Raw genomic sequence first — 25,307 nt, 5'->3', positions numbered from 1 at the left:
CCGACGCTTACTCTTGCGGCACCAGGGCCAGCGCCGCGCTGAAGTCGCCCATCGGCTTGCCGCCGTTGGCCACCAGCGCCTTGTCGCGTAGCGTCAAACCGTCGAGCACGGGCAGCGCAAAGCGGTGCGTGATGGCGCGCAGGATAGAGGCCGAATCATATTGCGTATGGTCAACCAATCCCTTTTTCACGTACGGCGAGACGAGGATGGCCGGCACGCGCGTGCCCGGACCCCAGCGGTCGCCCTTCGGAGGTGCGGCGTGGTCATAAAAGCCGCCGTTTTCATCGTAGGTGACGATGACCAGCATGTTTTTCCACTGCGGACTCTTTTTCAGCTGGGCGATGACGCTGGCGATATGCGCGTCGCCGTCGGCCACGCTGGCGTAGCCCGCATGCTGGTTCAAATTGCCCTGCGGCTTGTAGAAGGCCACGGGCGGCAGCTTGCCGGCGCTGGCGTCGCTGAAGAACTGACTGTCGAAGTCGCGCAGGTGGGCGGCGCGGTAGGCGGGTGCCTTCACCGGATCCATGTTGGCAAAGTAATTGAACGGCTGGTGATGGAACTGGAAGTTCGGCGGATTCGGCAAGCTGCCGGCGCGCGCGCTGGCCGTGGCCAGGGCCGTCGTATCCGTCCAGGCGCCCGCATACCAGGCCCAGTCGATGTTTTTGCCTGAGAGCAAGTCGCCGATATTCGTCTGCGTCTGCTGCGGCAGGGTGTTGGCCTTGCCCGTGTCCGCATACAGCTTGCTGCTGTCGCCGGATGCGGGGGCGTTGCTGCTGGGCTGGAACGGCGGCTGCATGGTATTGACGGCGTAGAACATACCCGTGCTATCGGCCGGCGTCAGCGCGCCGTCGTTGGCATAGGCGGGCGCGCCGTTCAGGACCGTGCCTGGGGCCGTGGCGGACGGCGTCAGGCGCACGAAGTTACCGCTGGCGTCGACGTCGATCTTCGCAATCGACCCTTTTGCCACCGAGGTGTCGGCGTTCGGGTAGGTCGGCGCGCAGGCGCAGATCAGGTACTGGTGCGTGAGGAAGGAGCCGCCAAACGCGCCGATGAACAGATTGTCGGCCAGCGCATATTGTTTGGCGATGTCCCACAGCTGCATCTTGCTGCCGTCGTAATAACCCATGGACAGGCCGCCCGCATCGGAATACGCGGCGAACTTGTCGTTGGCGCCGCCGTTGATCTGCATCTGGTTATTGTAGAAGCGGTGCACCAGGTCGCGCGTGATCACCGATTGCGGCAGGTACAGGGGGCTGCTGGCATCGTCGATCTGGAACGGTTTGTTGGGCAGGTTGGCCGATTGCGCCTGGGTGATGACGGTGCTCTGGCCGGCCGCCGTCATGCCGCCCCAGGTGGGAGGCAGCACGGGCAGCGTGCTGCCGTCGTAATCCTTCTGCGGCACGTAGGCGGCGGTGGAAGTGGGATTGACGCCCGGCACGCCGTTGGCGCCCGGGAACAGGCCGTACAGATTGTCGAAGCCGCGGTTTTCCGCGTAGATGACGACGATGGTCTGGATGTTGTTCAGCGCCAGTGCGCCATTCAGGGCGGCCAGTGCGTCGGCGGGCGCCGCCTGAGTGCTGGCGCTGGCGATCAAGGCCGTCACGCTGGCGTTTTCCGCCTTCAGTTTCGCCAGCTCGTCGCCGCTGGCCTTGTTGAAGTCGGACGCCAGGCCCGCTTCCGATACGCCCAGGCGCGCGGCCAGCTTGCTGCTGGCGGCCGTAAAGTCGCCGCCGTTGCCATCCATGATTTGCGCCAGTTCCGTCGACAGGGCGCTGACAAAGGCGCTGTGCCCGCTGGGTGCGCGCAGCAGCAGTTTTTGCGTCACCTTGCTGCCTGCGTCGCCGATGGTTTCATGGCGGATGGCGTCCGTGCCGATAGTTACCAGCACGGCGCCCTGGCCATCGAGCGTGTAGCTGCCGTCGGCGGCCGTGCGCACGGCCGCCGAGCCGCTGTCGCACGTCAGCTTGGCTGTGCTGCTTTCCAGGCACACCTGGGCGTTTTCATAGTAGCTGCCGATCACCTGGCCCGTGGTGCTGGGCGTGATCGCGTAGTCGCTGCCGCAGGCGGCCAGGCCCAGCGACAGTAACAACGGCAGGGGCCGTAAAGCGGGATGTAAAGCGATTTTGGCGTGCAAGTTCATGTTCATGCCTTCTGGGTGGAAAACGTCGCATGCTAGGCAGGCAATATGTCAGCTCTGTGACATGTCAGCGCCTGTTACATGACGTAATGTACGGACTTGATACATGACTTTTTGCAGGGACTTGTCACGCAGTTGTCACATGCCGTTGCTACGCTGCCAGCCCATGACGAAACCGATGCCCTCCCTGCTGCTTGCCGCCGCTGCCTGCCTGCTGGCCGCTTGCCAGCCCGCGCCGCAGAAAGACGCGGCCGCCGTGCCCGCCGCCCAGCTGGCGGGCGCGTATGCGCCCACCCTGAAACGCCAGCCTTCGGTGGCGGCAATGACGGCCATGGGCCGCGCCATGTTTTTTGAACCCAGCCTGTCTGTGTCGGGCAAGCTGGCCTGCGCCAGCTGCCACAGTCCGGAACACGCGTACGGCCCGCCGAACGCGCTGGCGGTGCAGCTGGGCGGCCCGGAATTGAAGGACGCGGGCACGCGCGCCGCGCCTTCGCTGCGCTACCTCCAGAACGCGCCGCCGTTCAGCGAGCATTACCACGACGACGATGGCGACGACAGCGTCGACGCGGGTCCTACGGGCGGGCGCAACTGGGACGGCCGCGCCCAGTCCGGCCACGAACAGGCGCTGGCGCCCCTGTTATCCAAGCGCGAGATGGGCAACCGCGATGCGGCCGCCGTGGTCGCCAAATTGCGGGCCGGCCCCCTGGCGGCGCAGTTCCGCCAGACGTATGGCGCGGATATCTTTGAGCAGCCGGGTCAGGCGCTGCGCTGGGCGCTGATGTCGCTGGAAGTGTTCCAGGAAAGCCCTGCCGATTTCTATCCGTACACCAGCAAGTACGACGCCTTCCTGCGCAAGCAGGCCAGCTTGAGCCCGCAGGAAGCGCGCGGCCTGGCCCTGTTCAACGATGAACGCAAGGGCAATTGCGCGTCCTGCCACATCAGCCAGGTGAGCGCTGGCGGCGCCTTTCCCCAATTTACCGACTACGGCTTGATCAATATCGGCGTGCCGCGCAACGGCAAGTTGCCGGCGAATGCAGACCCGGCGTTCTTTGACCTGGGCTTGTGCGGCCCGGACCGCACCGATTTGACGGAGCACAAGGAATACTGCGGCAGTTTCAAGACACCGTCCCTGCGCAACGTCGCCCTGCGCAAGGTGTTTTTTCACAACGGCAGCTTTACCAGCCTGGAGCAGGTGTTGCGTTTTTACGTGCAGCGCGACACGGCGCCGCAAAAATGGTATCCGAAAGACAAAAGCGGCAAGGTGCACAAATACAACGATCTGCCGCCTGGCCTGGATGCCAACGTGAACGTGGAAGCGCCGTTCGACCGCCAGCCGGGCCAGGCGCCCGCCCTGAACGAAGCGGAGATCGCCGACGTCATCGTTTTTCTGCATACCTTGACGGATGGTTATCAGGCCGCCCGTCCGGCACAGGGAAAGGGGGGCTGAAAAAATATCAAGATACCATTGCTTACAACCACGCCACAAAAGCCTGTTCTTATGTGCGTTAGCGCACGCTAGAAAATTTTAGGCAGGTGTATATTGCGAACTGATCTGTGTCTTTTGATAACAATGAAAGGGAATATCATGAAAGTAAGCAAAAATTGGATGACCGTGTGCGCCGCCGGGATGATGGTTGTGGCACTGGCTGCCTGCCAGAAGAAGAGCGATGTCGCTGCCGGTCCTGCGGAACAAGCGGGCCAGAAGATCGATGCGGCCGCTGCCAAGGCTGAAGCCGACATCAAGGCCGCCGCGACCAAAGCTGACGCCGCCGTGAGCCAGGCGGCTTCCGATACGGGCGCCAAGATGGACCAGGTCGCTGCTGACGCCGACAAGAAAATGAGCGAAGCGGCCGATGCCGTCGGCAAGAAAGTGGAAAAAGCCGGCGAAAAGATGCAGGACGCCGCGCACAAGTAATCATTGTAATCAGCGCGCCAGGGCCGGCCGCTGCCGGCCCGGTTCCCGCAGCTGCCGTCAGGTGATGGCAGCTGCAGCGACGCCATCGCTGCCGTGGCCGCGTGGCCCCGCCGTTTCCGTCCCCGTCTTGTCCATCCCGTCCGTTCCCCCCAGCACCACGCTCAAATCGACAAAGCCGTCGCGCCACGCGCGTTCCAGGTCTTGCTCCACCGCTTCCAGGGTTGTTCTTTCCACCTGATGAAAACCGCGCAAGCCATATGCCCGGTTGCGCCCGTGCGCCTTGGCCAGGTAGAGCGCCATGTCGATCAGGTTGACGCTGCGTTCCCACGTGAGCGGCTGTCCCAGCCGCGCCAGAGGATAGGGCGCAAAGCCCACGGACACGTGCACCTGGATGGCCTGCCTCTGGTAGTGGATGACCTGTGCCGCCATGCCGTTGAGGATGCGCCGCGCGATATCGTCGAGTCCGTCGCGCGCGACGGCAGGCAGGAAGGCGAGGAATTCCTCGCCGCCCCAGCGCACGATCATGTCCGTTTCACGCAGTACGTCGTGCAGCGTTTCGGCGATCGTCGTCAGCACCAGGTCGCCCGCCGCATGGCCGTAACGGTCGTTGATGTGCTTGAAATGGTCGACATCGAGCAGGAACAGCGCACCCACGACATCGCCGCCGCCGTAGGCCGATAGCGGCTTGCCGGCATGGCTGCGCATGAATTCCTGGAAGTGGCGGCGGTTATACAGGGCCGTCAGCGGGTCGCGCGAGCTCTGGCGCTTGAGTTCCTGGTTCTTGACTTTCAGCTGCACGTTTGCGTGGCACACCTTGCGGTACAGCAAGCCGACGATAACGGACGCCATGGCAAGCACCAGCGCCAGCAACCACCATACGCGCTGCTGCAGGCGGCGGTTGTCGATTTCCGTGCTCTTCAGCTGATTCTCGCGGCTCAGCAGCTCGATCTGGCGCTGTTTCTTCTCCGCTTCATATTTTTCCTGTAATTCATACACGGCCTTTTGCCGCTGCTTCTCGAACAGCTGGTTGGAAATGCTCCGCTCGCGGTGGTACGCCGCGACGGCGCCGCGCATGTCACCGGCCTTTTCCAGCGCCATGCCGTATTCCAGCAGCACGGCCTGCATGTCCGGCTGGTTGGCCGTGCGCTCGTAGTAGGCCAGGCCCGTGGCCACGCTTTGCTTGCCTTCCTGCAAGCGTCCCTGGCCGATCAGCGCCTGACCGATGTTCAGGCGCGCCGTCGCCTCCACGTGTTCATTGTTGACCAGGCGCCCCGCCGTGATGGCTTCATTCGCATAGCGCAGGGCGCGCGCGTAGTCGTTTTCCTTCAGATAGCTGTCCGATAGATTGACGAGGGTAACGGCCACCATGCCGCGGGCACCCAGCTGGCGTTCCAGTGCCAGGGCCGCCAGCAGGGCGCGCTGGCCCCGTTGCGGCTGTTGCGCATCGAGCGCCAGCCCGTATTCCGTATTCTTCGCCTGTGCCATGCGACCCGGTGATGCCAGGGTAGCGGAGACGGCTAGCAGCTCGTCGAGCACTTCGAAGCCCTTCTCGTACTCGCGCATCTGCGTGTACAGCCGGGTGAGGGCATTCAGGGCGGCGGCCAGGCAGGAAGGGGAATTGCTCTGGCGCGCCAGGTCCACGGCCGCCTGCAGTTTGGCCAGCGCAAACGGGAAATTACCTTCCTCGGCCCACGATTGCCCCGCGCTGATGGTGGCCTGCACGCGTACGGGCAGGTCGTGCGTGCGGTTGGCGATCTTTTCCGCTTCGAAGGCCAGCAGATGTGAAGCGCGGCGTTCGTTCATGGCAAACATGATGTAAGCCTTGCTGAGTATGCCCTTGGCCAGCGCCACGTCGTCCTTGTTCTGGCGGGCGTAGGCGATCAGCTCCTCGGCCAACTGCATGGCGAGATCGTTCTGCCCCAGGCGCATGCGCACGGTGCTCAGTTGGGTGAGGAATTCCGCGCGCACTGGCAGGGGTGCGCTGCGCGCCTGCGTTTCCACTTCTTGCAGGCGCTGCAGGGCGCGTGCGGGCACGAAGCGGCCATCTTCGCGCACGGCGAAGAGGTGCCGCTCCAGGTCATCCTGGGCGCAGGCGAGCGCGGGCAGCAGGCAGGCCAAAGCCAGCAGCCAGTGTGCCCCCCGTCGTGATGCTAGTTTCTCTTTACCTGCCAACGTGCTGCCCCCGCAATGATCGACTTGATCTGCAAAGATTATATTCTGTTGCAATCAAGAAATATCATGGCGTGCGCAGATTTTTGTGAAAGTACACAATAAAGGTGCCGGGCCAGGCCGTTACAGCACAGGGCAAGGGCCGTCCAGTCCGACGGCGCATCCTTCAGACGGCAGATGGCGACAGCCTCGATCAAGGCCTGGGCCTGCTCTTGCAGGCTCTCGGCGGCGGCCGCCTGCTCGACCAGGGCGGCGTTCTGTTGCGTGATGCCGTCCATCTGCGTGACGGCCTGGTTGACTTCGCTGATGCCGGCGCTTTGCTCGTGGCTGGCGCTGGTGATCTCACCCATGATGTGGGCGATCTTGCTCGAACTTTCCTTGATGGGGCCCATCGTGCTGGCCACCTGGGCGACGACGGCACCGCCCTGCACGGCGACGTAACAGGCGGTGGCGGCCAGCAGGTTCGCTTCGCCGGCGTTGCTGGCGTTTTGCGGCAGCGTTTCCGTCAGCGTTTCCATGGTGCTGGCCGTCTGTTCGAGCGAACTGGCTTGCGCCTCGGTGCGCGCCGACAGGTTGGCGTTGATGGTGTTCATCGCCAGCAACAGCACGCCGAAGCAGAAAGATGGCGGCAAAGATCGTCCTGATCGACAGTTTGCTGCGCATGGCGTCCCCCTGAAGTATGGTTGGGACCCTCGGCGCTGCCCGGCAGATGAATATACTCCCGTCCGTACGGCATTTTTTTAATGCCGTACAGAAAAAAGCTGCGGCGCGCAACGGCGCCCGTGCCTATCAAACGGCCAGTTGCTGCAGCAGGTACAGGCGCTGGTACAAACCGCCCTCGATCTGCATCAGTTCCTCGTGCGGTCCCGCCTCCGTGATGCGGCCATGGTTGAGCACGATGATCCGCTCGGCGTCGCGGATGGTCGACAAGCGGTGGGCGATGGCGATGATGGTGACTTTGCCGCGCAATTCGTTGAGGGCCAGCTGCACGATCTGCTCGGTCTGGCTATCGATGCGCGAGGTGGCTTCGTCCAGCAGCAAAATGCGCGGCTGGCCGGCCAGCGCGCGGGCAATCGCGATCAGCTGCTTCTGCCCCGATGACAGGCGTGAGCCGCCTTCGCCCAGCGGCGTGTCGTAGCCGTGTTCCAGCGCGGCGATGAAGTCGTGCGCATGCGCGGCGCGCGCCGCCGTCTCGATCTGCGCCTGCGTGTAGCCGCGGCCCATGTCGATGTTTTCGCGCGCCGAGGCGGCCAGCAGGAAGGGGTCTTGCGGTACCAGGCCCACATCGGCGCGGAAATGCTCGTTGTCGATGCTGTCGAGGGCGACGCCGTTGATGGCGATGCGGCCCTGCGTGACGGGATAAAAGCGCAGCAGCAGCGAGAGCAAAGTCGACTTGCCGCTGCCCGTGTGGCCGACGATGCCAAAAAAAGCGCCTTGCGGTATGCTCAGCGACAGGTCGTGCAGCACGGGCTGGTTTTCCACGTAGGCGAACGTCAGGTGCGCAATGTCCACGGCGGGCACGTCGATGTCCGCTTTCGCCTGCCGCAGGGCCGGTGTTTCCCTTCCCTGCGCGTGTTCCAGCGCCTGCGTTTCATCCAGCAGGGCAGAGACGCGCGCCGTCGCCACCACCGACTGCTGCAACTGGCTGAATTGCATGGTGATCTGGATCAAGGGTTCGATCACGCGCGCGATATAGCTGATGAACGCATACAGCACGCCCACTTCCACGGCGCCCATGTCGCGCCGGCCGAAGCTGAAGATGACCACGGCCAGCAGCACGATGTTGAGCATGTCGAGCGCGGGGCGCAGCAGCCAGGCGTTGGCGCGCAATTCCTGCATGCGCGCCGTGTAGTGGTCCTGGTTGATGCCCGTGAAGCGCGCGCCGAAGCGGCGCTCCGCGTTATTCGCCTGCAGCACGCTCATGCCGCCGATCGATTCGGCGATCTGCCCGTTGATCTCGCTGCGCAGGGCGCGCGCGCGCGTGACGGCCGGTGCGCTCCAGCGCTGGTACAGGAAGACGATGAGCAGCACGGCCGGCAGCAGGGCCAGCACGATCAGCATCAGGCGCCAGTCGAGGAAGGCCATGGCGGCCATGGTGCCGACCAGGACGATGGAGCTGTCGAGGATGACGAACAGCACCTGCACGTACAGCGATTTCACCGCTTCCGTGTCATTCGTGACGCGGCTGACCAGTTGCCCCGTGATGGCGCGGTCAAAAAAGGCCATGGGAAGGCGCAGCACGTGCTGGTAGACGGTTTCGCGCAAGCGCTGCACCGAGCGCATGGCCAGGCCGGACAGGCGCACCAGCTGCAGGTAGCGCAGGCCGGAAGCGACCCAGCCCGTCAGCAGGCATCCGCCCAGCAGCAGCGACATGCGCGTCCAGTCCAGGTGGCGCGGCAGCAGATGCTGGTCGATCAGGGCCTTGCCCAATATCGGCCCCGTCACTTCGAGCGCGGCGGCGAGGATCAGCCAGAACGTGGCCCAGTATAAATGGCGCAGGTCGGGCGCGGCGGCGCGGCGCAGCAGGCCGATGGCTTGCGCGGCCTGGCGGCGCACGGATTGCGTGGCGGTGGTGGCTTGGTCGGTCTTAGATGGCATCGAGGCTGGCCTCCAGTTGTTGATAGCGCCACTGGCTGGCGTACCAGCCATCGCGCTGCATCAGCGCGTCGTGGCTGCCCGTTTCCGTCACATGGCCATCGCGCAGCACCAGGATCAGGTCCGCGTTCACGACGGCGCTCAGGCGGTGGCTGGCGATGATGGCGCTGCGCTCGGGGCGGCGCGCGCGCAGTTCTTCCAGGTGTTGCAGGATGCGCGTTTCCGTGCCCGTGTCGACGGCGGATAAGGCATCGTCGAGCAGCAGCAAGTCGTTGTCGGCCAGCAGGGCCCGGGCAATCGCCACGCGCTGGCGCTGGCCGCCGGACAGGGTGATGCCCTTTTCGCCCACCTGGGTGGCATAGCCGTCGGGGAATTGCAAAATATCGGCATGGATGTCGGCCAGCTGCGCCGCCCGTTCCACTTCCTCGCGCGTGGCGCCGGGGCGGGCCAGGGCGATATTGTCGGCGATGGTGGCGGAGAACAGGAACGATTCCTGCGGCACCCAGCTGATGGCCGCGCGCAACGCATGCAAGGTGTAGGCGTCGAGCGGCTGGCCATTCCACGTGGCCGTGCCCGCTTGCGGCGTCACCTGGCGCAGCAGCACGCGCAGCAGGGTCGACTTGCCGCTGCCCGTGGGGCCGACCAGGCCCAGGGTCTGGCCCGGCTGCAAGCGCAGCGAGATGCCGGAGAGCGCAGGCGCCGTCTGGCCCGCGTAGGCGAAGCCGATGTCCGTCAGCTGCAGTGGGCCGGGCGTCAGGGTGGCGATGCTGCCATGGTCGTCGATGGCCAGCGGCGCGTCCAGCATCGGTTGCAAGCGCTGCCAGGCGGCGCGCCCCCGTTCTATCAGCGAGAGTACCCAGCCGGCGGCGAACATGGGCCAGATCAGCTGGCCCAGGTACATGGAAAAGCTGGTCAGTGCGCCGATGGTCAATTGACCGTGCCACACGAGGTAGCCGCCCAGGCCCAGGGTCAGCGCCGTGGCGGCCGTCAGGGTCAGGCCGACGGCCGGCTCATATGCCGCTTCCCAGCGCTGCGCCGTCAGGCTGGCGTTGGCTGCATGGCCTGCCAGGGTGGAGAACTGCTGGCTGCTGCGCTCTTCCAGGCCCAGCGCGCGTAGGGTGCGCACGCCCGACAGCGATTCCTGCACATGGTCGTTCAGCGCGGAAAAGCGCGTTAATGAATCCGTCGACGCGGTGTGGATATGGCTGGAAATGCGCCAGAAGGCCAAACCCATCAGCGGGAAGGGCAAGAGGGCGATGCAGGCCAGGCGCCAGTCCACGCCCAGCAGCATGATGCCCAGCACCATCAGCAAGGTCAAGGTGCCGTCGAAGCCGGCCAGCATGGCTTCGCCGGCGGCCATTTCGATGGCGTCGATGTCGTTCGTCGCCAGCGCCATCAGGTCGCCCGTGCGCTGGTTCTGGTAAAACGCTGCGCCCTGCTGCGACATGCGCGTGTAGAAGCGCGTGCGCAGCATCACGCCCAGTTGGTAGGCGGCCTTGAACAGGGTGATGCGCCAGCCCACGCGCAGGAAGTAGATGACGACGCCCACGGCGAGCAGGGTCAGCAGCTCAAGCCACAGTTCGGCAGCCGTCATGCGGTGCGCGGCCAGCGCGTCGATGATGGCGCCCACGCGGCGGGGGATCCAGACGGTCAGTGTTGCCACGCCTGTCAGCATGACGGCGGCGGCGGCATACGCCGGCCAATGCTGACGCACGAAGCCGGCGATGAGCCTCGATAAACTCATGGTTACCTTTTGTTTTTAGTAATGGGGTGTCGCGGGGCGGAAGGACGGGCACGCGGACGGAAAGTACGCGTAGGATACAACAAGGCGGAAAACTGCGCTGTGGGCGGGCATGCAAAAAACGGGCCGTAGCCCGTTGTGTTGTGTATTGCGGCGCTGCTGCCGCCTTAAGCTGCCGCCTTACTTGCGGCCGCTGCCTTTGCCGCCGCCCAGCATGTCGAGCTGTTTCGATGGCGCGCCCTTGGGCGCTACCTTGGCTGCCGGCTTGGCGGCTGGCGCGTGCTTCACCGCAACCTTGGCAACGGTCTTGCCGGCGGCGCTGGCCGGCTTGGCGAGCGGTTTGCTGGAAGGAAATGGCTTGGCGGCTGGCTTGGCGGGTGCTGGCGCGGCGGTTTTCGCTGGCGCTGGCTTGACCGCTTCAGGCTTGGCTGCGACTGCTTTCACGGCGGGCTTGTCGGCAACCTTATCAGCAACCTTGGCAGGCGCTGCCGCTGGCTTGGCCGCTGGCGCAGCAACAGTGGCGGGGGCAGGTGCTGCCTTGGCTGCAGGCTTGGCCACTTCGACCGGTTTGGCTGGCACAGGTGCAGCTGCCACTGGCGACGGTGCCGGTGCGGCGGCCGGCTTGGACGCAGGCGCCGCAATAGCAGGTACAGCGGCCAGCACCGGCTTGGCCACTGCCGGGGCGGGGACGACGGCAGGTGCGGCGGCAGCGAGGCGGGCCTTGGCCGAGGCCAGCAATTCAGCCTGGGTGCTCGAGGCGATGCCGAACAGCTGGCGGCTGTACGCCAGCACGCTTTCGATATTCGGCTGCGCCTGGCTGGTGCTGTAGGTGAAGAAGTCGCGCGGGTCCTGCGTTGCCAGCAGGTGCTGCGCCGTTTCCGCCGTGTGCGACAGGGCAGCCTTGCCTGCATTCAGGTTCAGGGCGATGATTTTCTCGGCGCTTTCGAAGACTTTGCTGGTCACGGTGCTGAAGATTTGCAGCTGGCTTTCCAGTTGCGACTTGGCGGCGCCGGAAAGGTGTTCTGGAAGCGGAAACATATTTACTCCTTTGTACGGATTAAAATGCTGGCAAAACGCTCTGCAAAATCCCGAAAACCAGAGTTGGCCGCGTTTTGTAAAGTGGGTAGCGTGCTGAGTAACTGATCAGAGCCTGATTATGATGCAACGCAATATGAATATTCTAGCGGTGATTCGAGTTAGTTGAAAGATATTTTATTCAGCCCGTGTGGCGTGTCCTTGACCAATTCATGCGCCCGGCAGCATTTGTGGGAAGTTTGCGCACGCGCAAGGTGTTGTCAGCGAATCTATGGCTATGCTTTTGCCAGCGACTGCATTCGTGCACTGCAGCATCCCACGCAGGTATATAAAATGGCCATTAACTGGACGCACCAGGCACCGTAGTCAACCGAAGGAGTGTCCGCATGGACTTAGTCATCCGCAATGCCAGCCTGCCCGATGGGCGCCGCGCCATCGATATCGCCATCGAGGATGGCCGCATCGCCGCCGTCGGCCCCGCCTTGCCCGTACAGGGCGCGCAAGAGATCGACGCCGCCGGCGACCTCGTTACGCCGCCGTTTGTCGATGCGCACTTCCACATGGACGCCACGCTCAGCTATGGCTTGCCGCGCGTGAACGCGTCCGGCACTTTGCTGGAAGGCATCGCCTTGTGGGGCGAACTGAAACCGCAACTGACGCAGGACGCGCTGGTGCAACGCGCCCTGCAGTATTGCGACTGGGCCGTGGCACGGGGATTGCTGGCCATCCGCTCGCACGTCGATATCTGCGACCCGCGCCTGCTGGCCGTGGAAGCGCTGCTCGACGTCAAGCGCCAGGTGGCGCCGTACCTCGACCTGCAACTGGTGGCCTTTCCGCAAGATGGCATCCTGCGCAGTCCCGGCGCCTTCGACAATCTGAAGCGGGCGATTGCCATGGGCGTGGACGTGGTGGGCGGCATCCCGCATTTCGAGCGCACCATGGCCGACGGTGCCGAATCCGTGCGCCTGCTGTGTGAATTCGCCTGCGAGCGTGGCCTGATGGTGGATATGCATTGCGACGAGTCGGACGACCCGCTGTCGCGCCACATCGAAACGCTGGCCTTCCACAGCCAGCGCCTTGGCATGCAGGGCAGGGTGACGGGCTCGCACCTGACGTCCATGCATTCGATGGACAATTATTATGTGAGCAAGCTCCTGCCACTGATCCGCGAGGCGGGCGTGGCGGCCATCGCCAACCCCCTCATCAACATCACCTTGCAGGCGCGCCACGATACGTATCCGAAGCGGCGCGGCATGACGCGCGTGCCCGAGATGCTGGCCGCCGGCATTCCCGTCGCCTTTGGCCACGATTGCGTGATGGACCCGTGGTACAGCCTCGGTTCGGGCGACATGCTGGAAGTGGCGCACATGGGACTGCACGTGGCGCAGATGACGGGGCAGCAAGCGATGCACGAGTGCTTTTTGGCCGTCACGGAAACGCCGGCAGCCATCCTGGGCCTCGATGGCTATGGCATCGCGCCCGGCTGCCATGCGGACTTGCTGATCCTCGATTGCAGCTCGACGGTGGAAGCGCTGCGCCTGCGCGCCGCGCGGCGCCTGGTGCTGCCGCGCGGGAAAATCATCAGCGAGGCGCCGCGCGCCAGTGCGCGCCTGCACCTGCCGGGCCGGCCCGAGACGGTCAATTTCCGCCTGGGGCGCTGATACAATCTGCCATCACTTGTTATCGGGAGCACCGCCTTGAAAGAAATTGATATTCGCCCGGCCGATGAAGCCGATTTCGACGCCATGTGGGCCATCTTTCAGGTCCTGGTGGCCGCTGGCGACACCTATACCTTCCCCGCCGATACCTCGCGCGAAGACTGCCACGCCTACTGGTTCGGCCCTGGCGTGCAAAGCTATGTCGCCGTGATGGGCACGGAGCGCCTGCTGGGCATGTACAAGCTGGTGGCGAACCAGCCGGGCCATGGATCGCACGTGGCCAATGCATCGTTCATGGTCGATCCCGCCGCGCAGGGCGTGGGCGTGGGGCGCCTGCTGGGCGTGCACTGCATGGAAGAAGCGCGCCGCGCCGGCTATCTGGCGATGCAGTTCAACTTCGTCGTCAGCACCAACCTGGCCGCCGTCACCCTGTGGAAAAAGCTGGGCTTTAGCGTCGTCGCTACCCTGCCGCTGGCCTACCGCCACGCGCAGCTCGGCTATGTCGACGCTTACGTGATGTACCAGCTGCTGAGCGACCCGATGCAGTGGCCGGCATGAGCGGCGCCGTGACAGAATCGATGATCGTCATCGAGACGCCCCGCCTGCGCCTGCGCACCTTCACGCCCGAGGACGCGCCGTTCTACCTGGCGCTGATCAATGAGCCATCGTGGATCGCCAATATCGGCGACCGCAGCATCCATACCGTGGATGCGGCGCGCGCGGCGCTGGAAGCCGGTCCGATAGCGCAGTTCCGCGAGCATGGCTATTGCTTTTACATTACGGAGCGCCGCAGCGACGGCGTGGCCATGGGCATGGGCGGCATGATACGCCGCGACAGCCTGCCCGGCCCCGACATCGGCTACGCCATGCTGCCCGCCTACTGGGGCCAGGGTTATGCTTACGAGGCTGCCGCCGCCGTGGTGCGGCATGCCCGGCACACGCTGCGCATCCCCACCCTGTACGGCATCACCTCGCCGCAGAACCAGGCGTCGATCAATTTGCTCAATAAACTGGGCTTGCGCTTCGAGCGCTTCTCGCGCCTGCCGCCGACGGGCAAGGATACCAATATTTATCGCCAGGATTTTCGCCAGCATGGTTGAACGCGCTGGCCGGCGCGTATCGGCAAGGTGTGAAAAAGCAGGCGGAAAGGCGTGCTGCTGGCGGCGCCGGGCGACGGAACAGCATCCCGAAGACTGGTGGCACGCCACGCTGGACGTCATCGCGGCCATCCGCGCCGCGCAGCCGGTGGCGTTTTCCGGCTTGCGCGGCATCGCGCTGTCGGGCCAGATGCATGGCGCCACCCTGCTCGACAAGCAGCCGCACGTGCTGCGCGCGACCATCCTGTGGAACGACACGCGCGCGTTTGCAGAATGCCTCGCGCAGCCGTTTCTGGGCGCAGTTGTGCGCAAATGCCTCCGGCTTGAACGTGCTGCGGCACGACCATGGCGTGGCTGGCGGTACCCTGGGTGCCTGGCGCGCTAGCGCTGCCGACAAGATTGCCGGCCCGACCATGCTGCGAGCCCGGCAATATGGCCAGACAGTCAACCTTACCGTGTAATTTGTTGTTTCTATGTTGAAAGCGTTTCTCTAGCGAAAGCGTCACTTGGTTTTTCAGGGAGCACGCTGCATGATTTCCCCATTTGGTGAGAATTGGATAGTTTTTGGCAGCGCCGTTGTTGCCTTCCTGTTCTTGTCGTTGGGAGAAACACATGCAACTTGCAAATTTGAAAATATCCGTACGCCTGGGTCTGTTGGGCGCCTTCTTCTTTCTTGCGCTGGTATTCGTTGGCGCGCGCGGCTGGAGCGCGCTCGACGCCGCCAGCGCGCGCGGTGCGGATGCCATGCAGCGCTCCGTGGCCCTCACGGAAGCGGTCGACGCGGCGCGCAGCGCGCAGGTGGAATTCAAGATCCAGGTGCAGGAATGGAAAAACATCCTGCTGCGCGGTGGCGATGCTGCCGCCTTCCAGCGCTACCGCGAAGCGTTTGTCGCCAGCGGCGCGAAGACGCGCAAGGAACTGGCCGGCCTGCAAACGATGATGGCAGCGTTGAAACTCGATACGGCGCCCGTGGCACAAGCCATGCAGGCGCACGATGCGCTGGGGGTGAGCTACCTGGCGGCGCTGCAAAAATATGACGGCGCGCGCGCTGACAGCGCGCAGGCCGTCGATGCGCTGGTCAAGGGCATCGACCGCGAACCGACGCGCCAGATCGACGCCATCGTCGCCACTATCGGCAAGCAGTCGCATAGCCTGATGGCGCAGATGAAGGAACAGGACGCCGCCGCGCACCGCAGCGCCAGCATCGCCATGCTGGCCACCGTGCTGCTGACCCTGGTCGTCGGCAGCGTCACCGTGTGGTGGCTGATCCGCAGCATCACGGTGCCGCTGGGCGCGGCCGTGGGCATCGCCCAGCAAGTGGCGGCCGGCGACTTGCGCGCCGTGGTGGCCGACAGCGGCCGCGATGAAATCGGCGACCTGCTGCGTGCCTTGAAGGCGATGAGCGGCAACCTGGCCGACATCGTCGGACGGGTACGGGCCGGCACGGACTCCATCGCCACGGCGTCGGGCGAAATTGCCAGCGGTAACATGGACCTGTCTTCGCGCACGGAGGAGCAGGCCAGCTCGCTGGAAGAAACGGCCGCCTCGATGATCGAGCTGACCTCCACCGTGCGGCAGAATAACGACAATGCGGACCAGGCGCGCCAGCTGGCAGGCGGCGCGTCCGACGTGGCGCAGCGGGGCGGCGAGGCCGTGGCGCAGGTGGTGCAGACCATGAGCCATATCAATGCTTCGTCGAAGCGCATCGTCGACATCATCGCCGTCATCGACGGCATCGCCTTCCAGACGAATATCCTGGCCCTGAATGCGGCCGTGGAAGCGGCGCGCGCGGGCGAGCAGGGACGCGGCTTTGCCGTCGTGGCCACCGAAGTGCGCAGCCTGGCGCACAGGTCGGCTGCGGCGGCCATGGAAATCAAGCAGTTGATCGGCGAATCCGTGCGCACGGTGGAAGAGGGCAGCGTGCTGGCCGGCCAGGCGGGGCGCACGATGGATGACGTGGTCAGCAGTGTGCAGCGCGTGAACGCCATCATCGGCGAGATCGCCGTGGCCAGCGTGGAACAGCGCGATGGCATCGAGCAGATCAGCATCGCTATCAGCCAGATGGATGGCGTGACGCAGCAGAATGCGGCCCTGGTGGAGCAGGCTGCTGCCGCCGCGGACGCGCTGCAGCAGCAGGCAGCCAGCCTGGCCGACGCCGTCAGCATCTTCAAGCTGCATGCCGTGCCCGGCGTGGCCGCGCCGGCCCGGAGGCTGTCGCTGACCTGACGCAGGCTCGCCCCGCCCCGCGCCGCTTGATGCCAGTCAAGCGGCGCCCGATCAGGCAAAAAGTACGGCGAAATTCTTATACTATTTCCTTTCCGCATGGATCTGCGCCCGGCCGCATGGCGCGCGTTGCAAAGGAAAACCATGTTCTTCACTTTCCGCCTGCCGGGTGACGCATGATGGCGCTGCTGCTGGCGCTGAGCCTTGGCCTGGCCGTGATGCTGAGCGTTTTGCTGGCCTGCCAGTGGCATGCGGCGCGCATGTGGCGCATGCGCCATGCGACGGGCGTGGTGCTGACGGCGGCGCAGGCGCAGTGCATGGCAGATGCGTTGGCGCTGCTGCACGCATTGCCGGCGGCCGTCGTCGGCACCGATCACGATGGCGTGGTGCAGTACCTGAATCCCCGCGCCAGCGCCATGGGTGGGCTGCGGGGTGACGATGGTCTGGGCCTGCCCGTGACGCAGCTGTTGCCGCTGTTCCATGACGGCACGCCCATCGATGCGGCGCGCCAGGTGCGCGACTGCGTGGCGCGGCAGGAAGTGCTGGAGGTGGCGCGCGGCGCCGTGCTGCTGCGCCATCTCGACGGCAAGCGCATCGACGTGCAGTACAGCTGCGCTCCGCTGGCGCAGGGCGGTGCGGTGCTGCTGCTGCACGATGTATCGGCCCGCCGGCGCGCCGAGCAGCAGCTGGAATTCATCGCCCACCACGATGGCCTGACGGGGCTGCCGAACCGGCTGCATTTCCAGATCCGCTTCGAGCACGGCATCGCCTACGCGCGCCGCCACCAGGGCTTGCTGGCCGTGCTGTTCGTCGACATCGACCGCTTCAAATCCATCAACGACAGCCTGGGGCACGACGTGGGCGACCAGGTGCTGACGGAGTTCGCGCGCCGGTTGCAGCAGTGCGTGCGCAAGGTCGATACGGTGGCGCGCCAGGGCGGCGATGAATTCATCATCCTGCTGACGGAACTGCGCACGGCGCACGATGCCGAGCGGGTGGCCGAAAAAATCGTCGGCGCCATCGCAGCCCCCTTCGTCATCGGCGAATACAGCCTGTCGGTGGCGGCCAGCGTGGGCGTGGCCCTGTACCCGGACGATGACGACGACGTCAATGCGCTGATCGAAAAGGCCGACCTGGCCATGTACGCGGCCAAGCGCCACGCGCCGGGCACTTGTTTGCGCTACGCCGCGCGCATGCAGACGCAGTCGTATTCGCGCACCATCCTCGAGACGGCCCTGCGCCATGCGCTCGAACGCAAGGAATTCGCCCTGTTCTATCAGCCGCGCATGAACCTGACGACGCGCACGATCACGGGCGTAAAGGCGCTGCTGCGCTGGAAGCACCCGGAACTGGGACTGATGATGCCGCTCGATTTTTTGCCGGTGCTGGAAGAAAGCGCGCTGATCCTGCCGGTGGGCGCCTGGGTGCTGGCCACGGCGGTGGAACAGGCGCGCAGCTGGATCGCGCAGGGGCAGATGCTGACGGTGTCCGTCAGCCTGTCGGCGCGCCAGTTCTACCAGCGCGATATCGCGCGCAATTTCGCCGCCGCGCTGGAGGCGGCCGGCGTGCCGGGCCACTGCATCGAGCTGGAAATCGCCGCCGGCATCCTGATCGACCGCAGCCAGAACTGCGAACTGATACTGCGCCAGTTCCGCCAGCTGGGCATGGCGATTGCCATCAGCGATTTCGGCACGGGCGATGCTTCGCTCAATTACCTGAAACGCTTTCCAACGGATGCCGTGAAGATCGAAAAGTGCTTCGTCGACGACCTGGGCAAGCCGGATGGCGACAGCGCCATGGTGCGCGCCATCGTGGCGATGGCACGCACGCTCGGACTGCGCACCATCGCCGGCGGCGTGGAAAGCGGCGAGCAGCTGGAACTGCTGGCCGAGATGGGTTGCGACGAGGCGTTTGGTTACTACCTGGGTCGCGCCATGGCGCCCGAGGGCATCGAGGTGCTGCTCAAAAGTAGTGAGGCCATTCAGAACTGATAGCGCAGCGACAGCATGGCGTTGCGCGGATCGCCGTAGTAGCCGCCCAGGCCCGTCGAGTAATACTTTTTGTCGAAGACGTTATTCACGTTCAGGGTCGCCAGCAGCTGCGCACTGACCTGGTACTGCGCCATCAGTCCCGCCACCGCATACGCCTTTTGCGTGAAGCGTTCGCCATTCGGCCCGCGGTCATCCATGTAGATATTGCTCTGCCAGTTCACGCCGCCGCCCAGCACCAGGCCAGGCACTCCCTGCGCCAGGCGCCAGGTACTCCACAGCTTGGCCATGCCCTGCGGCTGGCTGGTCTGGATGCGCGCGCCAGCCGCGTTGCGGATGCGGCTATAGGCATAGCTGGCCGTCAGTTGCCAGTCGTGGCGCAGCTGGCCCGAGACTTCCGCTTCGACGCCGCGCGTGGTGGCGCCCTTGACCGTGTGGTAGGCGTAGGAACCGCCGCCCGTGCCGATGATCCAGACATTGCCCGGGTCGGCTTCAGCCAGGTTTTCCTGCTTCAGCTGAAAGATGGCGGCGCTGGTGGTGAGCTTGCCGCCGAAGAATTCGCCCTTCGCACCCACTTCGTAGTTCTTGCCTTCCAGCGGCGCCAGGAAGCGGCTGTTGACGTCGCGCTGGCTTTGCGGCGTGAAGATGCTGGTGTAGCTGGCGTAGGCCGACCAGTGCCGGCCCAGGTCGTAGACGAGGCCCGCATACGGCGTGATCTTGCCGTTTTCGCGCATCGCGTCGTACAGGTCCGTGTCGTTGACATAATCGCTGCGGATGTCGCGCTTCCAGTACGACAGGCGCGCACCAAAAATCACCGACAGCGCGTCCGTCGGGCGCAGGCGCAGCGTCGAATACAGGCCGCTTTCCCGTTCCTTGTCGTACGAGCTGCCCAGGCGCGTGCCACTGTAGTCGGGCACCGGCATATCGCCATTCCAGGCGTGGATATCCGGCACCGTATAGTCATAGCCATCGAGGCGCCAGCCTGGATAAATGGGGCTGTTCGTCTTGAGTTCAGAGGCGCTCACTCCCAGTACCAGTTCGTGCTTGCGGCCGAAGGCCTGGAACGGGCCGCTGACATAGGCGTCGAGCGAAGTCTGTTGCGGCTTGCTGTGCCAGTTGGCCAGCCACAGCTGCATGCCGCCACCCGTCACGCGGTCAGGGTAGCCGTTGCCGGAAAAGCCCTGCAAGGCGTCGTACTGGTTGCTGCTGCGGCTGACGGCCACCTTGGCGATCCAGTCGTTGTCGAAGTAGTGGTCGAGCGTGGCGAACAGCATGCTCTGTTCGCGCTCGTACGTGCTCCATGCGGCCGTGCCGTTCATCGAGCGGGGGAAGCGCGTCTGCGCGCCGTCGGCATAGAACATGGGGAAGTCGCGGCCCGCGCCTTTCAGCTTTTCCTTCTGGTAGTTAATGCCGGCGCTGAGCACTGTCGATGGCGTCAGGTCCGCTTCGACGATGGTGTACAGCACGTCTTTTTTTTGCTGGTAGCGGTCGATGAACGAGCGCTGGTCTTCATGCGCGGCGACGATGCGCGCGCGCACTTTGCCGTCCGCCGTCAAGGGCGTCGAGACATCGCCTTCGATGCGGTAGCGGTCCCATGATCCCATCTGCGCGCCGGCCGTGGCGGCAAAGCTGTGCCCCGGGCGCTTGCGCACCAGGTTGACGGCGGCCGACGGGCTGCCCGTGCCGCTGATCAGGCCCGTCGCGCCGCGGATGATCTCGACGCGGTCGTAGATGGCCATGTCGTAGGTGCGCGCTTCCAGGTTCTTGCTGGTCGGGATGCCATCGAACATGTAGGACGTTACTTCAAATCCCCGTGAAAACACCTGGTCGTATTCGCGCGTGCTTGACGAATGGTCAACCGTGATGCCGGGTGCCTGCAGCAGCACGTCTTGCAATGTGCGCAAACCTTGGTCGTCGATCTGCTGGCGCGTGATGACGCTGACGGCTTGCGGCGTTTCGCGCAGCGACAGGTTCAAACGCGTGGCGCTGGTCAGGCCCGCGTAGCCGCGCTTGCCTTCCGTGGTGCCGTCGCGCAGCGCGCTGGAGCTGACGGCCACTTCGTCCAGTGTGGCGGCAATCGGCGCGGCAGGTGAGGCTGCGCCGGCCTTGCGCAGCACGTAGCTGCGTTCCCCGCTGGGCAGTGCATCGAGGCCCGTGCCTGCCAGCAAACGGGCCAGTGCCTGCGGCACCGTGTAGCTGCCGTTCAGCCCCGGCGTGCGCACGCCCTGCAGCAATTCTGCCGCCGCGCCCACGCTCACTTTGGCTTCGATGGCAAAGCTGGCAATGGCGGCGGACAGCTCGCCGGCCGGCACGTTAAAGACTGTTTGCGCGGCGGCCGGCGCGGTGGCATCGGTTGCCATGGCCGGCGCCTGCGCCAGCGACAGCAGGAACACAGCGCTGCCGATGGCGCGCGCGAGGGGAGTCAAACGGGGTCGGTGCATGGTCTGGCCTTTCTGGTGGAGTGTCATTGCAAAATGTCGTTGCAATACACAGGACAGGCCGTGGTGAAAAAAAGGGCCAGCTTTTCACGCATATTTTTTACGGGCCGCGATGGTGACCCAGTATTGGGTGCGGTACTGCACATCGACGGGCAGCATGCGCGCCAGGCTTTCCAGCACGGCGTCCGTGTCGTCGAGCTGGAAGGCGCCCGACAGGCGCAAGCCCGCCACTTGCGGCTCCACGCGCAGCAGGCCGGCGCGGTAGCGTGACAATTCGGCAGCGAAGGCATCGAGGCGCATGTCCTGCGCCGCCAGCATACCGTGCGCCCACGCATCGGCTTGCAGTGGCGCTGGCATGGGCAGGCCGGCGTGGCTGGCGTCGAAGCGGCTTTGCTGGTCCTTTGCAACCGTGCGGACGGTGGCTGAAGGCGCGCGCGGCGTGATTTCCACCGCGTGTTCGAGCACCGTCACGCGGCTGCTGTCGTCGTCGACGCGCACGGTGAAGCGCGTGCCCAGCGCGCGGATGCGGCCATGGCAGGTGGCGACGATGAAGGGGCGGCTGGCGGCGTGGTCGGGGCGCGTCTGTATCAGTACTTCGCCGCGGCGCAGCGTCAGCAAACGTTCATCGGCGCCATACGCCAGGTCGACGGCGCTGTCCGTGTTGAGCACCAGCGTGCCGCCATCGGGCAGGGATACCTCGCGCCGTTCACCCACGCCGCTGCGGTAGTCGGCCAGCATCTCGTGGCGCACCAGCAGCCAGGCGGCGGGCGCCGCCATCAGCGCCAGCAGCACTTGCATGGCCACGCGGCGCTGCGGCCGGTGCAGTACGGGCACGGCCAGCGAGGGCGGCAGCAGGCCGGCCGTCTGGCTCACTTGCTGTACCCTGTGCCAGGCACGCGTGTGTTCCGGGTCGAGCGCGCGCCAGTGGGCCGACGCCGCCAGGTCATCCGCTGTGGCCTGGCCCGACTGCTCCAGCAAATACCATTCGACCGCCTGGCGCGCCACCTTGCGCGATAGCGGAGGATATAGCGGAGCAGCGGCGCTCATGCCGGCAGGTCCGGCGCCAGCAGCACGCATTCGGTCAGCGCTTCGGCCATGTAGCGCTTCACGGAGCGCTCGCCGATGCCCAGTTGCGCGGCGATGTCCGCATACGCATGGCCTTCGATCTGCGCCATGATGAAGACGGCGCGTACCTTTGGTTTCAGGCCGTCGAGCATGGCATCGACCGCTTGCAGCGCCTGCAGGATTTGCGCGCGCTGCTCGGTCGATGGTACATGCTGTTCGGGCAGGGCTGCCAGGGCGTCCAGCCATGCGCGTTCCAGCGACTGGCGGCGCAAGTGGTTGATCAGCAGATGTCTGGCGATTGTTGCCAGATAGGCCTTCGGTGCGCGCAGGGCCGGCGTTTGCGGCTGCAATGGCGCGCCGGCCAGCAGGCGCGCGAAGGTATCCTGCATCAAATCGGCCGCCTCGGCAGCATTGCCCAGGCGCCGCTGCAGCCAGTGCACCAGCCAGCCGTGATGCGCGCGGTAATGCTTTTCCAGCTGCGTGGGCAGCAGGGGGGAGGGCGCAAACGGACGGTCCGGCATGGCCACGATGGTTACAGCACTGCCAGCGCGATGGTAGCCAGCACGGCCGCGCCGCCGATGACGCGCGCCAGGCGCATGGCCTGGTGGGGCGCGTAGGGCAGCAGCCAGATCAGCAGCAAGCCGCAGCCCGTCAGGCTGCCGACCCAGTAGACCAGGCCATAGCCGCCGCCGGCGATGTGCATGGCCCAGGCCAGTGCGGCTGCCAGCGCCAGCCAGCCCGCCCACTGCAAACGACGGCGCAGCGGTGCCGGTGGTTCGGCGCCGCGTCCGTGCAGGTCCGCGTAGTGGCGGTCCATGGCCAGGCACAGCGACGACAGGCCCGCATAGCACAGGGCAAAGACGAGGAAATTGGCCAGCAGCTCCATCACGCGGCCTCCATCGTCGTTGCCGGCCTGGCGGCGGGTGTGGTTTTGGCCGCCTTCACGGGCAGCGGTTTCAATTTGAACGCCGCATACGCGAGGCCCAGGCCCAGCACTAGCACCACCAGGTCGAAGGCTGCCACCGCCACGGGGCCGCGGCCCAGGAACAGGGTCACGCCCAGGTGCGACCCGGTGGTGAAGACGTTCAGCAAGGGCAGCGATGCCAACAGGAAGGCAGCGGCGGCCAGCTGCATGCGCCACATGGCGCGCGATGGGCGTAGCTGGGCGATGAGCGCGGCCAGGGCCCAGGCGCCGAAGAAGCAGGCGATTTCCTCTTTCGGCCGGTCTTCCATCGTCACCGACAGCAGGCGATTGGCCCAGAAGTAGGCGCCAAAGGCGATCGGGATGCCGGCGATGGCGCCGATGTTGAGCGCCTCGACCAGGCGCAGGCCGACGCTGGCGCGCTTGCCGGCGGCCAGCGCCTTGGCTTGTTTCTGGCGCGTCTTGACGGCCCACAGCAGGGCGCCCGTGGCGACCATGGCGCAGCCGGCCAGGCCGGACAGGAAGAACAGGGCGCGCAGCAGCGGTCCGCCGAAATGCGCGATGTGCAGGCCGACCATGACGCCGTGCGTGGCGGCCGCGCCGGGCAGCGCGTCGCCATCCGTGGACAGCAGCTTGCCGGAAACGCCATCGAATTGCATCGACGGCTGCTTCGACGACAGGTCTCGTCCGCCAGCACGCGTCAGCGAAATGGTGGCGTTGGCGTCGCCCGGATGATTGACGGAGATGCGCTCGACCTTGCCGCCCCAGTGCTGTTCCGCCTGGCGCACGAGGGGCGCCAGCGGCGTCAGTGGCGCAGCCACGCCGGCCGGCTTGCTGTCGCCCGAGCGGCCGGGAAACGCTTCGGCAAAGAAGGCGTCCTGGTCGCCCTTGTAGGCGGCCGTGGCGCCGGACGGCATGTACAGGAACATCAGGGTGACCAGGCCCGTGTAGGTGATCATGATGTGGTAGGGCAGGGCCAGCACGGCCGTCACGTTGTGCGCGTCGAGCCACGAGCGCTGGCCTTTTTTCGGCCGGAAGGTAAACAGGTCCTTGAAGATGCGCTTGTGCGTGACGATGCCGCTGATGATGGAGACGAACATGAACATGGCGCAGAAACCCACGATCCAGCGGCCCCAGATGGCCGACATGTAGTGCAGGTCGAAATGCAGGCGGTAGAGGAATTCGCCGCCCCGCGTGTCGCGTGGCTTCGACAGCACCTCGCCCGTGGCCGGGTCGGCTTTTTCGCTATGAAAATTGCCGCGCCGCCCGCGTTTCTTTTCACCGGGTTGCGACGGTTTGCTCCAGCCCAGCTGCGTGGCGGGGCTGCGCTCGCCGGGAAGGCCGATGAACCAGCGCGTGGCGCCCGTGGCCCGCTCCTGCATGGCTTTTTGCGCGACAGTGGCCGCTTCCTCGGTGCTCACCCGGCTGGCGGCGGCGCCATGCAGCTCGGGTTGCATCCACAGTGTGATTTCATTGCGGTAGTAGCTGGCCGTGCCGGCGCAAAACACCAGCAGCAAGATCCAGCAGACGAGCAGGCCGGACCAGGTGTGCAGCCATGCCATCGACTGGCGGAAACCTTCTTTCATGCGAGACTCCAGGATAGTGCGTCCATCGACTGCAGGATGGCGGCGATGACGGCGGCGGGAATCAACAGGCCCAGCCAGGCGCGCAGGGCGCTGCGCGTGGCGAACACCCACATCACGGCGCAGGTGTAGATGGCAAACGACAGCAGGGTGGCTGTCATGACGGCTTCGGAACGGTCCATGGGCAGGCTCACCGACAGCAGCATGGTGACCAGCGCGGCCAGCACGTAGCCGCCAGCGATGGCCGCCACGCTGCGCGAAGCCACGCCTAGGCGGTACACCGCGCCGGCGGAGAGCCGCAGGCGCGGCATTTTTTCAGTGATGTCAGTATTGGCAGGCGCTTGCATGGTCAGTCGTGATCCTTGCTTGGTGGCAGGGCCGTCTTGTCCGTGTGCTGCACTTCCAGTACATAGCTGCCCTTCAGGATGAACGCGCTGGCCGCCTTGCCGTCCTGCTGCAGCCAGATCTGGTGCGCGCTGGCGCTGCCGCAGGCGATGGCTGCGCCCAGCAGGGCGGTGGCGAGGGCGCCGAGGCGCGCGATGGAAGCGATGTGCATGGTGTATGCCTTAGTTTGTGGTGAGAAACGTAGTTATCGCAGCGGTGCAAAGTACTGGACAGCGGCGGCGGCAGCGCCGGCCAGCGAAAGTGCTCGCGCCATGAAACTACTTTTTTCCTGATTCATATGGGAAGGCTTGCTTGGCGGGGATGCCTGGCTGGCGCAGCGTGTCATCCAGCTGCGCA

Annotated in this window: 19 protein-coding genes and 2 pseudogenes; 8 read left to right on the top strand and 13 right to left on the bottom strand. The window is 65.3% G+C overall.

The genetic code is table 11. The features are described from left to right. Positions 1 to 7: 7 nt before the first annotated feature. The gene (gene acpA / locus ACQ4WN_RS00300) at positions 8 to 2,140 is read right to left on the bottom strand and encodes an acid phosphatase (RefSeq protein ID WP_436549750.1); all 2,133 of its coding nucleotides are present in this window, start codon (positions 2,138 to 2,140) and stop codon (positions 8 to 10) included. A 139-nt stretch (positions 2,141 to 2,279) separates the two neighbouring features. Here acpA and ACQ4WN_RS00295 point away from each other — a divergent pair, with 139 nt between their 5' ends. Together ACQ4WN_RS00295 and ACQ4WN_RS00290 are read left to right on the top strand one after the other, a co-directional pair. Then, on the top strand, positions 2,280 to 3,584 hold the full coding sequence (locus ACQ4WN_RS00295) for a cytochrome-c peroxidase (RefSeq protein WP_436549749.1): 1,305 nt from the start codon (positions 2,280 to 2,282) through the stop codon (positions 3,582 to 3,584). 138 nt (positions 3,585 to 3,722) lie between these two features. Beyond that, positions 3,723 to 4,052: a hypothetical protein gene (locus ACQ4WN_RS00290; protein WP_070312834.1), complete on the top strand. Its 330-nt coding sequence runs from the start codon at positions 3,723 to 3,725 to the stop codon at positions 4,050 to 4,052. Between the two features lie 57 nt (positions 4,053 to 4,109). Here the strand turns inward: ACQ4WN_RS00290 and ACQ4WN_RS00285 are convergent, their stop codons facing one another. From ACQ4WN_RS00285 to ACQ4WN_RS00265, 5 genes and pseudogenes are all read right to left on the bottom strand, one after another. Next, positions 4,110 to 6,170: a tetratricopeptide repeat-containing diguanylate cyclase gene (locus ACQ4WN_RS00285; RefSeq protein WP_436549748.1), complete on the bottom strand. Its 2,061-nt coding sequence runs from the start codon at positions 6,168 to 6,170 to the stop codon at positions 4,110 to 4,112. A gap of 92 nt (positions 6,171 to 6,262) precedes the next feature. Then, positions 6,263 to 6,802 (bottom strand): annotated as a pseudogene (locus tag ACQ4WN_RS00280) (hypothetical protein); the annotation flags it as partial. Positions 6,803 to 7,010: 208 nt separating this feature from the next. Next, entirely contained in the window at positions 7,011 to 8,819 is a 1,809-nt protein-coding gene (locus ACQ4WN_RS00275; RefSeq protein WP_436549747.1) for an ABC transporter ATP-binding protein, read from the bottom strand. Further along, entirely contained in the window at positions 8,809 to 10,560 is a 1,752-nt protein-coding gene (locus tag ACQ4WN_RS00270) for an ATP-binding cassette domain-containing protein (RefSeq protein WP_436549746.1), read from the bottom strand. Before ACQ4WN_RS00270 ends, ACQ4WN_RS00275 begins: the two co-directional genes overlap by 11 nt. A gap of 177 nt (positions 10,561 to 10,737) precedes the next feature. Beyond that, positions 10,738 to 11,595 carry a phasin family protein gene (locus ACQ4WN_RS00265; RefSeq protein ID WP_436549745.1) on the bottom strand — a complete coding sequence of 286 codons (858 nt, stop codon included), beginning with the start codon at positions 11,593 to 11,595 and terminating at the stop codon, positions 10,738 to 10,740. 383 nt (positions 11,596 to 11,978) lie between these two features. Between ACQ4WN_RS00265 and ACQ4WN_RS00260 the strand changes: the two genes are divergently transcribed. The 6 genes and pseudogenes from ACQ4WN_RS00260 (at position 11,979) to ACQ4WN_RS00235 (ending at position 18,561) form a co-directional block, all read left to right on the top strand. Then, the gene (locus ACQ4WN_RS00260; RefSeq protein ID WP_436549744.1) at positions 11,979 to 13,253 is read left to right on the top strand and encodes an amidohydrolase family protein; all 1,275 of its coding nucleotides are present in this window, start codon (positions 11,979 to 11,981) and stop codon (positions 13,251 to 13,253) included. A 36-nt stretch (positions 13,254 to 13,289) separates the two neighbouring features. Beyond that, entirely contained in the window at positions 13,290 to 13,808 is a 519-nt protein-coding gene (locus ACQ4WN_RS00255; protein WP_436549743.1) for a GNAT family N-acetyltransferase, read from the top strand. 8 nt (positions 13,809 to 13,816) lie between these two features. Further along, positions 13,817 to 14,350, top strand: a complete 534-nt coding sequence (locus ACQ4WN_RS00250) for a GNAT family N-acetyltransferase (RefSeq protein WP_436549742.1) — start codon at positions 13,817 to 13,819, stop codon at positions 14,348 to 14,350. A 73-nt stretch (positions 14,351 to 14,423) separates the two neighbouring features. After that, positions 14,424 to 14,627, top strand: a pseudogene (locus ACQ4WN_RS00245) (FGGY family carbohydrate kinase); the annotation flags it as partial. Positions 14,628 to 14,959: 332 nt separating this feature from the next. Further along, entirely contained in the window at positions 14,960 to 16,573 is a 1,614-nt protein-coding gene (locus ACQ4WN_RS00240) for a methyl-accepting chemotaxis protein (protein ID WP_436549741.1), read from the top strand. A 173-nt stretch (positions 16,574 to 16,746) separates the two neighbouring features. Then, positions 16,747 to 18,561, top strand: a complete 1,815-nt coding sequence (locus ACQ4WN_RS00235) for a putative bifunctional diguanylate cyclase/phosphodiesterase (RefSeq protein WP_436549740.1) — start codon at positions 16,747 to 16,749, stop codon at positions 18,559 to 18,561. Here ACQ4WN_RS00235 and ACQ4WN_RS00230 read toward each other — a convergent pair. The 7 genes from ACQ4WN_RS00230 to ACQ4WN_RS00200 form a co-directional block, all read right to left on the bottom strand. Further along, positions 18,552 to 20,999 carry a TonB-dependent siderophore receptor gene (locus ACQ4WN_RS00230; protein ID WP_436549739.1) on the bottom strand — a complete coding sequence of 816 codons (2,448 nt, stop codon included), beginning with the start codon at positions 20,997 to 20,999 and terminating at the stop codon, positions 18,552 to 18,554. The genes ACQ4WN_RS00235 and ACQ4WN_RS00230 overlap by 10 nt on opposite strands. 84 nt (positions 21,000 to 21,083) lie before the next feature. Beyond that, complete coding sequence (locus tag ACQ4WN_RS00225) at positions 21,084 to 22,043, bottom strand: FecR domain-containing protein (protein WP_436549738.1); 960 nt, start codon at positions 22,041 to 22,043, stop codon at positions 21,084 to 21,086. After that, a complete protein-coding gene (locus ACQ4WN_RS00220) occupies positions 22,040 to 22,582 on the bottom strand; it encodes a sigma-70 family RNA polymerase sigma factor (RefSeq protein ID WP_436549737.1) in 543 nt (180 codons plus the stop codon). Before ACQ4WN_RS00220 ends, ACQ4WN_RS00225 begins: the two co-directional genes overlap by 4 nt. 11 nt (positions 22,583 to 22,593) lie before the next feature. Further along, positions 22,594 to 22,947, bottom strand: a complete 354-nt coding sequence (locus ACQ4WN_RS00215) for a DUF3325 domain-containing protein (protein WP_436550082.1) — start codon at positions 22,945 to 22,947, stop codon at positions 22,594 to 22,596. Beyond that, the gene (locus ACQ4WN_RS00210; RefSeq protein WP_436549736.1) at positions 22,947 to 24,569 is read right to left on the bottom strand and encodes a PepSY-associated TM helix domain-containing protein; all 1,623 of its coding nucleotides are present in this window, start codon (positions 24,567 to 24,569) and stop codon (positions 22,947 to 22,949) included. The genes ACQ4WN_RS00215 and ACQ4WN_RS00210 overlap by 1 nt, the downstream gene beginning before the upstream one ends. Then, positions 24,566 to 24,913: a DUF3649 domain-containing protein gene (locus ACQ4WN_RS00205; RefSeq protein WP_436549735.1), complete on the bottom strand. Its 348-nt coding sequence runs from the start codon at positions 24,911 to 24,913 to the stop codon at positions 24,566 to 24,568. Before ACQ4WN_RS00205 ends, ACQ4WN_RS00210 begins: the two co-directional genes overlap by 4 nt. Positions 24,914 to 24,915: 2 nt before the next feature. Further along, positions 24,916 to 25,122: a hypothetical protein gene (locus tag ACQ4WN_RS00200; RefSeq protein WP_436549734.1), complete on the bottom strand. Its 207-nt coding sequence runs from the start codon at positions 25,120 to 25,122 to the stop codon at positions 24,916 to 24,918. Positions 25,123 to 25,307 lie beyond the last annotated feature (185 nt).

The sequence above is a fragment of the Janthinobacterium pasteuri genome (assembly GCF_051380775.1).
Classification (GTDB): Bacteria; Pseudomonadota; Gammaproteobacteria; order Burkholderiales; family Burkholderiaceae_D; genus Janthinobacterium.
This window is presented reverse-complemented; position numbering and strand designations above follow the sequence as displayed.

Bases quoted from the DNA above. Each gene is read 5' to 3' on its own strand.
- ACQ4WN_RS00260 (WP_436549744.1), top strand. From the start codon at position 11,979: ATGGACTTAGTCATCCGCAATGCCAGCCTGCCCGATGGGCGCCGCGCC.
- ACQ4WN_RS00240 (WP_436549741.1), top strand. From the start codon at position 14,960: ATGCAACTTGCAAATTTGAAAATATCCGTACGCCTGGGTCTGTTGGGC.
- ACQ4WN_RS00235 (WP_436549740.1), top strand. From the start codon at position 16,747: ATGATGGCGCTGCTGCTGGCGCTGAGCCTTGGCCTGGCCGTGATGCTG.
- ACQ4WN_RS00270 (WP_436549746.1), bottom strand. From the start codon at position 10,560: ATGAGTTTATCGAGGCTCATCGCCGGCTTCGTGCGTCAGCATTGGCCG.
- ACQ4WN_RS00220 (WP_436549737.1), bottom strand. From the start codon at position 22,582: ATGCCGGACCGTCCGTTTGCGCCCTCCCCCCTGCTGCCCACGCAGCTG.
- ACQ4WN_RS00275 (WP_436549747.1), bottom strand. From the start codon at position 8,819: ATGCCATCTAAGACCGACCAAGCCACCACCGCCACGCAATCCGTGCGC.
- ACQ4WN_RS00200 (WP_436549734.1), bottom strand. From the start codon at position 25,122: ATGCACATCGCTTCCATCGCGCGCCTCGGCGCCCTCGCCACCGCCCTG.
- ACQ4WN_RS00215 (WP_436550082.1), bottom strand. From the start codon at position 22,947: ATGGAGCTGCTGGCCAATTTCCTCGTCTTTGCCCTGTGCTATGCGGGC.
- ACQ4WN_RS00205 (WP_436549735.1), bottom strand. From the start codon at position 24,913: ATGCAAGCGCCTGCCAATACTGACATCACTGAAAAAATGCCGCGCCTG.
- ACQ4WN_RS00230 (WP_436549739.1), bottom strand. From the start codon at position 20,999: ATGCACCGACCCCGTTTGACTCCCCTCGCGCGCGCCATCGGCAGCGCT.
- ACQ4WN_RS00265 (WP_436549745.1), bottom strand. From the start codon at position 11,595: ATGTTTCCGCTTCCAGAACACCTTTCCGGCGCCGCCAAGTCGCAACTG.
- ACQ4WN_RS00290 (WP_070312834.1), top strand. From the start codon at position 3,723: ATGAAAGTAAGCAAAAATTGGATGACCGTGTGCGCCGCCGGGATGATG.
- acpA (WP_436549750.1), bottom strand. From the start codon at position 2,140: ATGAACTTGCACGCCAAAATCGCTTTACATCCCGCTTTACGGCCCCTG.
- ACQ4WN_RS00210 (WP_436549736.1), bottom strand. From the start codon at position 24,569: ATGAAAGAAGGTTTCCGCCAGTCGATGGCATGGCTGCACACCTGGTCC.
- ACQ4WN_RS00295 (WP_436549749.1), top strand. From the start codon at position 2,280: ATGCCGTTGCTACGCTGCCAGCCCATGACGAAACCGATGCCCTCCCTG.
- ACQ4WN_RS00225 (WP_436549738.1), bottom strand. From the start codon at position 22,043: ATGAGCGCCGCTGCTCCGCTATATCCTCCGCTATCGCGCAAGGTGGCG.